9 protein-coding genes are annotated in these 10530 nt (G+C 57.7%); 5 read left to right on the top strand and 4 right to left on the bottom strand.

Going from position 1 to position 10530, the window contains the following annotated elements; genetic code table 11:
• Window positions 1-22: 22 nt before the first annotated feature.
• The 3 genes from KO498_RS04865 to KO498_RS04875 all read right to left on the bottom strand — a co-directional run bounded on the left by KO498_RS04865 (window position 23) and on the right by KO498_RS04875 (window position 2809).
• Window positions 23-1177 (bottom strand): benzoate/H(+) symporter BenE family transporter, encoded by a 1155-nt coding sequence (locus KO498_RS04865; RefSeq protein ID WP_354667619.1) that lies wholly within the window; start codon window positions 1175-1177, stop codon window positions 23-25.
• Window positions 1174-1830: a YggS family pyridoxal phosphate-dependent enzyme gene (locus KO498_RS04870; protein WP_215958768.1), complete on the bottom strand. Its 657-nt coding sequence runs from the start codon at window positions 1828-1830 to the stop codon at window positions 1174-1176. Before KO498_RS04870 ends, KO498_RS04865 begins: the two co-directional genes overlap by 4 nt.
• Window positions 1831-1936: 106 nt before the next feature.
• Entirely contained in the window at window positions 1937-2809 is an 873-nt protein-coding gene (locus KO498_RS04875) for a porin (RefSeq protein ID WP_215958769.1), read from the bottom strand.
• A 269-nt stretch (window positions 2810-3078) separates the two neighbouring features.
• On the opposite strand from KO498_RS04875, the gene KO498_RS04880 reads away from it, so the two are divergent.
• A complete protein-coding gene (locus KO498_RS04880; RefSeq protein ID WP_215958770.1) occupies window positions 3079-3594 on the top strand; it encodes a DUF3576 domain-containing protein in 516 nt (171 codons plus the stop codon).
• Between the two features lie 4 nt (window positions 3595-3598).
• Here KO498_RS04880 and KO498_RS04885 read toward each other — a convergent pair whose 3' ends face one another.
• On the bottom strand, window positions 3599-4831 hold the full coding sequence (locus KO498_RS04885; protein ID WP_215958771.1) for a glycosyltransferase family 4 protein: 1233 nt from the start codon (window positions 4829-4831) through the stop codon (window positions 3599-3601).
• A gap of 509 nt (window positions 4832-5340) precedes the next feature.
• On the opposite strand from KO498_RS04885, the gene leuS reads away from it, so the two are divergent.
• From leuS to KO498_RS04905, 4 genes are all read left to right on the top strand, one after another.
• Window positions 5341-7881, top strand: coding sequence for a leucine--tRNA ligase (gene leuS / locus KO498_RS04890; RefSeq protein ID WP_215958772.1), 2541 nt, complete (start codon window positions 5341-5343; stop codon window positions 7879-7881).
• A gap of 103 nt (window positions 7882-7984) precedes the next feature.
• Window positions 7985-8479, top strand: a complete 495-nt coding sequence (locus tag KO498_RS04895) for a hypothetical protein (RefSeq protein ID WP_215958773.1) — start codon at window positions 7985-7987, stop codon at window positions 8477-8479.
• Window positions 8476-9501, top strand: a complete 1026-nt coding sequence (gene holA / locus KO498_RS04900) for a DNA polymerase III subunit delta (protein ID WP_215958774.1) — start codon at window positions 8476-8478, stop codon at window positions 9499-9501. The genes KO498_RS04895 and holA overlap by 4 nt, the downstream gene beginning before the upstream one ends.
• Window positions 9502-9591: 90 nt before the next feature.
• The gene (locus KO498_RS04905; protein WP_215958775.1) at window positions 9592-10491 is read left to right on the top strand and encodes a LysR family transcriptional regulator; all 900 of its coding nucleotides are present in this window, start codon (window positions 9592-9594) and stop codon (window positions 10489-10491) included.
• Window positions 10492-10530: the final 39 nt, after the last annotated feature.

The following is a 10530-nucleotide window of genomic DNA, read 5'->3' on the forward strand; positions in this document are numbered from 1 at the left end:
ACGGGTGTTTTGCGAATGCACTTTATGCCGTTTTGCGCGCAATCAGCAGCACCAAACCGCCGAGCAAAAGCCCCCAAACAGCGCCGCTAAGGCCAAGGATGCTGACGCCGGACGCTGTAAGTAGAAAGGTGATCGCTGCGGCTTCACGGCTGCTGGCTTCGGAGAGGGCTATGGCGGTGGAGTTGGCGAAGACACCGAGCAGGGCGATGCCAGCGAGAACCTCCATGGTTTGGGCCGGAGCGGCTTGAGCAAGGGCGAGGATAACGCCCGCGAACAGGCCGAAAGCGCAGTAAAACAGCGCCGCCATGATCGCTGACCAGTAGCGCAGGCTCTTGTCAGGGTGCGAGTCCTGGCCCGCACAAAGCGCTGCAGTGATCGCCGCGATGCAGGTTTGGAGTGCACCAAACGGGGCGGTTATGACGCTGGCGACGCCAACACCTGTGAGCATCAATCCGGGCTTGGGCGGGTAACCTTCGCCGCGCAACACAGCGATGCCGGGGCTGTTTTGTGTGGCCATGGTGATGATGAACAGGGGCAGGCCAAGGCTGATCGCTGCGGCGAGGGTGAAGACCGGCGCTGTTAGGTTTGGCGAAGTTATCAGGTTTGCAGGCATGATCAGCTCGGAGCCAGATACCAAGGTGAGTGCGAGGGCCATGAGCACGGCGGCTGGCACGGCAAACAGGCGCGAGACGCGGCTGACGAGAAACCATGTGAGCAAGATCGGCACAGCCGTTTGCGGAGCAGAGCCGAGCGCGAGAAACGGCTTTGCGCAGATGGCGATGAGCACGCCTGCGAGCATTGCGTGGGCGAGCGGCAAAGGCACCGCGGCGGCGGCACGGCGCAGTGGGGCAAAGAGGCCAGCGATAATGGTGAGCGCTCCGGCAACGATGAATGCGCCGATTGCTTCGGCAAACCCGCCAGTTGGCGCGACTGTTACGGCAAGGAAGGCTGCGCCCGGTGTTGACCAAGCGACGGAGACGGGTTGTTTGCTGACAAGGCTGAGCACGATGGCTGTGACGCCCATAGCAACGGCCGAGGCCATGAGGCCCGAGCTTGCTTGCTGCGCACTTGCTGACATCGCCGAGAGGGCGGCGAGCACGATGGGAAAGCTGCTGAAAAAGCCGACGACGGCGACGACAAGGCCCATCGCCACGCATTGCAGAGGCGGAAACCTCACAACTCGTAGGCTCGTGAACCAAAGATCGCCGAGCCGACGCGCACATGCGTAGCGCCCAAAGCAACCGCGCTTTCAAAGTCGCCGCTCATGCCCATAGACAGGCCGGATAGCCCGTTGCGCGCGGCGATTTTGCCAAGCAGGGCGAAGTGCAGGCTTGGTTCTTCGTCGGCGGGGGGGATGCACATGAGGCCAGCAAGGGGCAAGTCAAGCGCGCGGCATTCGGCAATAAAGTTGTCGGCTTCGGCGGGGAGGACACCGGCTTTTTGCGGCTCTTCGCCGGTGTTGACCTGCACAAACATTTCGGGGCAGTGCCCCAGTTCTTGCGCGAGGCGGGCGAAGGCCTTGGCGAGTTTTGGGCGATCAAGCGAGTGAATGGCTTCAAACAGCTCAAAGGCCTGTCGGGCTTTGTTGGTTTGCAAGGGGCCGAGGAGGTGCACTTTTGCGTCGGGGTAGGTGTCAACGAAGGCAGGCCACTTTCCGGCGGCTTCTTGCACGCGGTTTTCGCCAAAAAGGCGGTGGCCCTCCTGAAGCACGGCTTCAACACGTTCGTCGGGCTGCACTTTTGACACGGCGATCAGCTTTGTGCTGCCAGCGGGGCGGCCTGCGGAGGCTTCGGCCTTGGCGATACGTGCGGTGATTTCTGAAAGGGACATGTGCGAAAGCTCCGTTGTTCTGTTTCAGATAACAGGAGCGGCTCACAAAAGAAAAGGGCAGGCGCGAGGCCTGCCCTAAACTTAATACTCGTTCTTCTTCTAAAGCTTAGAAGTTGAAGCGAACACCGAAGTCAGCGTTTGTATCGCCAGCGTAGGTCTGAACGATACCACCGCGGAGCGATGTGCCGCCACCGAGGTCGTGGTTGAAGTCGATACCGTAGCTTTCGCCAGCAGCTGAGTCATCAGCGTAGTATGCTTCAACGTTTGTTGCTGCGCCTACGTCAAAACGAGCTGACAGAACGAGACGGTCGCCGGCTGTGCCGTTGTCGGCGTATGCGAGGCCAACAGTTGCTGGGCCGATGTTGCCGCCAACAGTCGCTGTCCACTCAGTGTCAGTTGCGAGTGATGAGTCTTGAACACCAAGAGCAACTGTCCAGCCTGAGAACGTGTACGCACCAAATGCGGCGATACGGTCGTTCGTGTCTGAAGCAGAGATGTGTGCTGAGAAGTCACCAGCTGAGTACATCACTTCGATGCCGTTTGAGCCGTGTGCGCCAGGACCGTTTGATGAGTATGCGTCACCGCCGAAGGCGTATGCTACGTACTCATAGCCAAGGCCTGTGAGGCCGAGGTCGATTGGGTATTGGCCGGGCATCCACTCGAGTGCGCCGAAGATGTTACCAACGCCAACTTCAAGGCCGCCTGAGCGTGCGAAGAAGCGTGCGCCGTTGATGCCTTGCTGGCCCAGAAGCGCGTGACCGCGGTCTTGCTGGATGCGAACGCGTGCACCGAATGTAACGCCAGCGTCTGATTCTGCTGTTGCGTCGATTTGGATACGCAGACGGTGTGTCAGGTCTGTGTCGCCTGTCGCGCCGTCATAACGGATACCGAAACGGCCGTAGCCGCTGAATGATACGTCAGCTGCAGCAACAGAAGCTGTTGCAACGAGAGCTGTCGTAGCGAAAAGAATCTTTTTCATGATTATTCCCTCGAGTTTCATGTCAGTTGCCCAAAACGGGGAATCCGCAGTGGGTATGAACAGTGTTTCGCTCCAAACGGGTGTTCATTGCAAGCATGCTGAATGACCCTACTGTATTGCTGGCGAAAATGGTGCATCCCTGCCACAGTGATGTGACACCTCAAATTTGGCTAAAATGCTCCTTATATATAGGCACCCTCCATAAAGGCTTGCCCCGAGCCATGTGCTTGGGTAGGACAGACATGCAAATAAACGAGCGGAACTCACCTATGCTTAGCCGTGTTATCAAGTCTGTAGCCCTTCTTACTCTGATCTCGTCAGTGGCAGCCTGCGGTGGACGCGGCTCTTCGCTTGGCCGTATCGGGCCAGCGGCAACACAAGACGCCGACCCAGCGACATCATCGACACCGCGCAGATTGCCCCCAAGTGCCGAGACAGGCGACGGTCAGTCGATATGGGACGCGTTCAAACGCCAGAACACCGAAGCAAAAGTTCAGGTAAACCGCTACCTTTGGGCCGCTTCGCTTGATGTGCTCAGCTTTATGCCGGTGCAGTCGGTTGATCCGTTCACAGGTGTTATCGTGTTTGGCTATGGCACGCCTCCCGGCGGCGGACGCTCTTACCGTGCGACAGTTTATATCGACGATCCGGCGCTTGACGCACGTTCGCTCAATGTTGCGCTCTCGTCACGCGGCGGATCGGTTGCGGCTGGCACACAACGTGCCGTTGAAGACGCTATCCTCAACCGCGCGCGCCAAATGCGGATTGCAGACGGCAGGCTTTAGGCTTTCACGCCAAAGCATTAACCCACTCAAGCTGTTTGGGCAGGCATGTGCTGGCGAGGTCGTAGTTTTCGACGATCAGTTTGCGGGCCGCGCGGCCGAGTTCGGCGCGCTCTTCGGGTGCGTCAAGCAGGCGGCAGGTTTCTTCGACCAGTGCGTCCTTATCAAAGAAATCAACCAGCCGCCCGTTAACGCCATGTTGGATAGCCTCTTCGACCGGCGCTGTTTTGCTGGCGACGATCGCGCCCTCAACGCTCATGGTTTCAAACAGTGACCAACTCAGCACGAAGGGGTATGTCAGGTAGACATGCACGCGGCTGACTTTGAGCAGGCTTTGGAACTTGTCATAGGGGATACGGCCGAGGAAATGCACGCGCTGCCAGTCTTTGGTCGGGATACTGCCGCGCACCTCGTCGATGAATATCTGCTTCCATGTGAGCCCTTTGGCGGGGCGTGCGCCATAGCTGACATCATCACCGCCGACGATCAGCACCTTGGCGTTGGGCCGCTCTTTGAGCAGCCGTGGCAGGGCGCGCATGAAGATGTGATAGCCGCGGTATGGCTCGAGGTTGCGGTTCACGAAGGTGATCAACTCGTCATCGCGGGTGAGTGTCTCACCGGTTTCCAGCGTTAGGCTGGCGTTTTCATCGGGTGTCAGCACGTCGGTGTGGATGCCGTCGTGGCAGACAGTTATCTTGTCACGAAACTCGGCCGGGAAGGTGTCGGCCTGAAAGTGTGTCGGGCTGATACCAGCATCAGCGATGTCAAAATGCTCGTGGTTGTTGAGGTTCTTCATCCGCAGGCGCAGGGCTTCGACGGGTTTGATCACTGGCTGGAACTCGGGGTCAAAGCCGGTGTGCGGGTAGTCGGCCTGATGATAGAGCTCACAGTAGAGCCCGAGTTTGGCGTTGGGCCACACGTCTTTCAAAAACAGCGACTCACCCCAGCCGTGGTGGGCGATGATGATATCAGGGGTAAACCCTGCCTCGCGGAGTTTGACGGCCTCGTGGTAACAGGCTTCGGCGCGGGTGAGTTTGGTGTCAAAATCTATCAGCCAAGGGTGCACGTTCTGGCCCTGCCGCGCTTTGAGCTTGTAGGGCAGCACCCGAACGCCGTTCCAGTTTGTCGGTTTGTCCACACGCAGGGTGAGCGCGACGGTCTGGTGCCCGAGCTTGGCCAGCGCAGGCGCCAGGTGTTTGAACTGACCGGGGAAGTTTTGATGGATGAATAGGATCTTCATGTAAGCATGCTCGAGTTGTTTGTGCTCTTTTTACGCAAGACTATGGCACGAGAACGGCGACAACAGGTAAATTTTGTTGCGGGTTTGCTGTGCGTGTTGTGATCGGATGAAAAGCCGGAGGACATGACAGTTGTGGCCGGGTTGAGAGCAACCCGGCCACTGTCTGTTGGACTACTTATACCGTGAGCACTACGGGAGGAGGTGTAGTGCTTTTGGCTTTGTTATCAGGCATTTCCCAAAAGGGAGGAGAAGAGAAATGCCTTTATGTGTAATCAATTTGCCGCATTGCGGCGTGACTTCAAGAAGAAAATGCTGCAAGCGCACAAAATGTTGAGGGGTTTCTTGGAGTTGGTTGAAAATTGATCATCTGCTGTTTTTCTGGGCGGCAGTGCGGCTGACTTTTGGGCAGCTTTTAGACGTGGTGTTGGCGCCTGCGAGAATTGGCGATTTAACCTGAAGGCAAAACACTTTATTAGCTGCGCCTGACACAAATACACCGAGAGACACGCATGAGCCGATATAGCGCCGCCGAAATTGAAGCCAGATGGCAAGAAGCATGGGACAAAGCAGAGGTCTTTAAGGCCGAGCGCGACCCGAGCCGCCCTAAGTATTATGTGCTTGAGATGTTTCCCTACCCGTCGGGCAAGCTGCACATGGGCCATGTGCGCAACTACACGATGGGCGATGTGATTGCGCGATATAAGCTGAGCACGGGGCACAATGTGCTGCACCCTATGGGCTTTGACGCTTTTGGCATGCCAGCCGAGAACGCTGCTATGGCGATTGGCGGGCACCCGAAGACGTGGACATATGACAACATCGACCAGATGGTTGAGCAGATGAAGCCTTTGGGCCTCTCGCTTGACTGGTCGCGGATGTTTGCCACGTGTGACCCCGAATATTACGGGCAGCAGCAGTCGCTGTTCCTCGACTTCCTGCAAGAGGGCTTGGTGTACCGCAAGAATGCTGTGGTGAACTGGGATCCGGTTGACATGACTGTGCTGGCCAACGAGCAGGTTGAAGGCGGGCGCGGCTGGCGCTCGGGTGCGCTTGTGGAGCGTAAAGAGCTGACACAGTGGTTCTTCAAGATATCAGACATGGCAGATGAACTGCTTGAGGCGCTTGACGGGCTTGATAACTGGCCTGCCAAAGTGAAGCTGATGCAGGCGAACTGGATCGGCAAGAGCCGCGGTTTGCAGTTTGCTTTTGAGCGGGTTGATGGCGGTGAGGCGATTTCGGTTTACACCACGCGGCCCGACACTCTCAATGGCGCTTCGTTTGTCGGCATTTCGCCCGATCACCCTATTGCGAAGGCGATGGAGGGCGATGCGGCGGTTGATGCTTTCTTGGCCGAGGCCCGCGCAGGCGGCACCACAGAAGAGGCGATTGAAACCGCTGAGAAGCTTGGCTTTGACACAGGCATAAAAGTGAAGCACCCGCTGACGGGCGAAGAGCTGCCTGTCTGGATCGCCAACTTTATCTTGATGGATTACGGCACGGGCGCGATTTTTGCTTGCCCGGCGCACGACCAACGCGACCTTGATTTTTGCCGCAAGTATGACTTGCCGGTGATCGACACGTTCTTTGCTTTGGACAATGACACGCCGGTTTCCAAGGAAGCCTTCGTGCCCGCCAAGACAGAGAAGGTGCGCTGGGTTGATCACTTTGCGGGGCTTGATGTTGCGACGGGCGAAGAGGCTATCAACATCACGATTGATAAGGCCGAGGCCGAGGGCTGGGGCGAGGGTGTGACCAAGTTCCGCCTGCGCGACTGGGGGCTCTCTAGGCAACGTTACTGGGGCTGCCCTATTCCTGTGGTGCATTGTGACGCTTGCGGTGTGGTGCCCGAGAAGAAAGAAAACCTGCCTGTTGAGCTGCCCGATGATGTGAGCTTTGATCAGCCCGGCAACCCGCTTGACCGGCACCCGACGTGGCGTGACTGTGCTTGCCCTGCTTGCGGCAAACCTGCCAAGCGCGAGACAGACACGATGGACACGTTCGTTGACAGCTCGTGGTATTTTGCCCGCTTCACTGCGCCGCGTGCCAAGACGCCGACAGAGGCGGCTGATGCTGAATACTGGATGAATGTTGACCAGTATATCGGCGGTGTTGAGCACGCGATTTTGCACCTGCTTTACGCGCGCTTCTTTGCACGGGCGATGAACATTTGCGGGCACCTGCCGGAAAGCGCCAAAGAGCCGTTTGATGCGCTGTTCACGCAAGGCATGGTGACACATGCGATCTTTAAGACCGAGGGCGCTGACGGGCGGCCTGTCTATCACTACCCTGAGGAAGTTGAGCTGAAGGGTGACAAGGCTGTGCTGAGCGACGGGCGCGAGGTTGAGGTTATCCCCTCTGCCAAGATGTCAAAGTCAAAGAACAACGTGGTCAACCCGCTGCACATTATTGAGGCGTTTGGCGCTGACACGGCGCGTTGGTTTGTGCTGTCTGACAGCCCGCCCGAGCGTGATGTCGAGTGGACAGCGGCGGGGGCGGAAGCCTCGCACAAGCACCTGAGCCGTGTTTACCGGATTGCGAGCGAGCTTGACGCAGATGCCAAAGGCTCGCCCGAGGCAGACGAGCAACTGCTGCGTGAAACGCATAAGGCTGTGCATGATGTGACCATGGGTGTTGAGAGCTTTGGCTTCAACGCCGCGATTGCGAAACTGTATGGCTTCACCAACACTGTCGCGAAGTCAAAAGCCAGCGGCGCGGCCAAGCGCGAGGCGGCGAAAACCTTGGCGCAGCTTATGAGCCCGATGACACCGCACCTCGCAGAGGCTGTCTGGGAGATGCTCGGCGGTGAAGGGCTTTGCACGCTTGCGCCTTGGCCTGTCGCTGACGCGGCGATGTTGGTTGAAGACAACGTCACGCTGCCTGTGCAAGTCAACGGCAAGCGGCGCGGTGAGATCACTGTTCCGAAGGATATGGACAAGGCCGAGGTTGAAAAACTCGCACTTGCCGAAGAGGGCGTGATGCGCGCGCTTGACGGCAATGCACCTAAGAAGGTTATTGTCGTGCCGGGGCGGATTGTGAATGTCGTTGCTTAAAGCGTTTCGCGAAAACACTAACACAGTATGCTTCGCGAAACGCAGCGAAACAGATAGGCGTTGTACGCGCATCGAATTCGTTTTCTGCCGAGGAGATAATTAGATGCGCTTGAATAGAAGAACGTTTGTGCTTGGCGCTGTGGCGCTTGCTGGCTTGTCGGCTTGCGGGTTTACGCCTGTCTACGGCCCGCAAGGCGAGGCGCGCGCACTGCTCAACGCGGTTGAGGTTGACGCCCCCCGTGACCGCGAGGGCTACTTGTTGGTGCGGCATCTTGAAGAGCGCCTTGGTCAACCTACGGGGCCGCGTTTTGGGTTGTCTATCGCTATTCAGCTTAACGAGGAGCGCATGGCGATCACCGCCGAGAACGTTGCAACACGGTTTAACCTGCTGGGCAAAGCAACCTATGCGCTGCGCGATTTGGCAAGCGGTGAAGTGGTGACAACCGGAACTGTCGAGAGCTTCACCGGCTACTCAACCACAGGCACGACAGCCGCGACACAAGCTGCGAGCCGTGATGCGAACGAGCGGCTGATGGTGATCTTGGGTGACAAGATCATCACACGATTGACGCTCGCTGATTTGAGCGCCGCGACATGAAGCTGAGTGCGCGCGAGGCGAACGGCTATTTTAAAAAGCCAGACGCGGCGCGCACTGGTTTGCTGATTTATGGTGCTGACGGGATGCGCGTTGCGCTCAAGCGGCAGGAAGTCATTAAGGCACTGATCGGCCCAAAGGGCGACGAGGAAATGCGCCTTTCGCGGATGCCAGCGGGTGAGTTGCGCAAAGACCCGGCCAAGCTTTTGGACGCAGTGAAGGCGGTTAGCTTCTTTCCCGGCCCGCGGGTTGCTTTTGTTGAAGATGCAAATGACAATTCCGCGCCTGCCATTCTTGCTGCTCTGGAAGACTGGGCCGAGGGCGATGCGCAGATTATTGTCACTGCTGGGCAACTCAAGGCAACATCCAAAATTCGCAAGGCCTTTGAGGGGCATCGCAATGCTTATGCTGTCGGTCTCTATGATGACCCACCGAGCCGCGACGAGATCGAAGGCATGTTGCGGGAAGGTGGACTTGGCAGTTTCTCCAACGATGCGATGACCGATTTGGTGGCTTTGAGCCGCGAGCTGGGGCCGGGCGATTTGCGCCAGACGGTAGAGAAGCTCTCGCTCTATAAGCTGGGCGATGGTTCCGAGGTGAGCAGTGCCGACATTGAAGCCTGTGCTCCGGCCAGCACCGAGGCCGCGTTGGACGACGTGCTGAACGTGGTTGCCGAGGCGAAGATGGGCGAGATCGGCCCGTTGTTAACGAAGCTCAAGGCGCAGGGCGTGCAGCCTGTTGGCCTGTGCATCGGCGCAACGCGTCACTTCAAGGCGCTGTTTGCAGCCAAGAGCGATGCAGGTGGTGCGGCTCAGGGGATATCACGCCTGCGCCCTCCGGTGTTCGGCCCGCGCCGTGACAGGATGCTAAAGCAAGCTCAGGCGTGGGACATGCGCCGTCTGGAAGACGCGCTTGCTGTGCTTGTCGACACCGACTTACAACTGCGCAGCGCTGGGCAGACCGCACCGCAAATGGCACTGGTTGAGCGCGCGCTGATCAGGCTCGCAGCCCTAGGGCGGCGGTAGGCGTTGGCTTGAAAGCCGTTTCTGGAGTGAGCAAGTCTGCTATGCGGGACAAAGCCGCCTTGTGCTGGCGCGGCTATAGCTGAGGTAAAAATGATTAAAAGCCAAATCACCCTTAAGCAGCTTGAAGCCTTCGCCTTCGTGGTTGATAGCGGAACATTTCGCGCAGCGGCCTCGGCCCTCGGGACAACGCAACCCAATATCTCGGCACGGATCACGGCGCTTGAGGCTGCGCTAAATGTCACCTTGTTGATACGGGATGCAGGATCGGTTCGTTTGACCGCCGATGGTGAAAAGCTGCTCCAGAAAGCGCGCGAGGTTCTTTGGGCCGGAGAAGCGCTTATTGAAGAAGCAGGCAGGCAGGAATTGATCGAGGAGACCCTAAGGCTAGGCGTCACAGAGCTTGTGGCCTGCACGTGGCTCCAGTCCTTCTTGCGCTTGATGAAAGACGCCTATCCCAAACTACGCATACAGTTGGAGGTCGATCTGTCGACGGCGATTGACGCCCGATTGATGGAGGGGCAGCTTGATCTTGCACTGCAAACAGGGCCGTTCAAATCGAAGGCTTTTGCGAGCGAGCCTTTGGGACAAGAACCTTATTGCTGGGTTGGACATCCACACATTGTTCACGAAATCAGCGCCAAGCCGTCCTTATCGGAGTTGTTTGATCTTACCGTGTTGACGCACGCCAAGCATACTCAGGCTTGCGCAGCACTTCATGAGATAGCGACGGTGCAGGGTTTGCGCCGCGAGCGGATTGTGCATTGCAGCGCTTTGTCTGCTTGCGTTCCCATGGTGCTTGAAAGTCTTGGGGTGGCACTTTTGCCAGAACGGCTGGTCCAAGGCGAAATTCTAGCGGGTGAGCTGCATAAAATTGACGCCGATTGGCTCCCTGATCCTTTGTCGTTCTTTGCGCGCTACGCCCCGGCGCGGTCTGCTCTTTATGTTGAAAAGGCCTCGCGAATAGCAAAGACAGCGATGCACCTCCCGTAGATTACAAAAAGTGATCAGGGTGATTAAATTAATCAATTT

Origin of the sequence: Lentibacter algarum, assembly GCF_018860975.1 — a bacterium.
Classification (GTDB): Bacteria; Pseudomonadota; Alphaproteobacteria; order Rhodobacterales; family Rhodobacteraceae; genus Lentibacter; species Lentibacter algarum_A.

What these genes read in the sequence shown, in the direction of transcription:
- KO498_RS04870 (WP_215958768.1), bottom strand. Translation starts at nt 1,830, where the DNA reads ATGTCCCTTTCAGAAATCACCGCACGTATCGCCAAGGCCGAAGCCTCC.
- KO498_RS04875 (WP_215958769.1), bottom strand. Translation starts at nt 2,809, where the DNA reads ATGAAAAAGATTCTTTTCGCTACGACAGCTCTCGTTGCAACAGCTTCT.
- KO498_RS04880 (WP_215958770.1), top strand. Translation starts at nt 3,079, where the DNA reads ATGCTTAGCCGTGTTATCAAGTCTGTAGCCCTTCTTACTCTGATCTCG.
- KO498_RS04885 (WP_215958771.1), bottom strand. Translation starts at nt 4,831, where the DNA reads ATGAAGATCCTATTCATCCATCAAAACTTCCCCGGTCAGTTCAAACAC.
- leuS (WP_215958772.1), top strand. Translation starts at nt 5,341, where the DNA reads ATGAGCCGATATAGCGCCGCCGAAATTGAAGCCAGATGGCAAGAAGCA.
- KO498_RS04895 (WP_215958773.1), top strand. Translation starts at nt 7,985, where the DNA reads ATGCGCTTGAATAGAAGAACGTTTGTGCTTGGCGCTGTGGCGCTTGCT.
- holA (WP_215958774.1), top strand. Translation starts at nt 8,476, where the DNA reads ATGAAGCTGAGTGCGCGCGAGGCGAACGGCTATTTTAAAAAGCCAGAC.
- KO498_RS04905 (WP_215958775.1), top strand. Translation starts at nt 9,592, where the DNA reads ATGATTAAAAGCCAAATCACCCTTAAGCAGCTTGAAGCCTTCGCCTTC.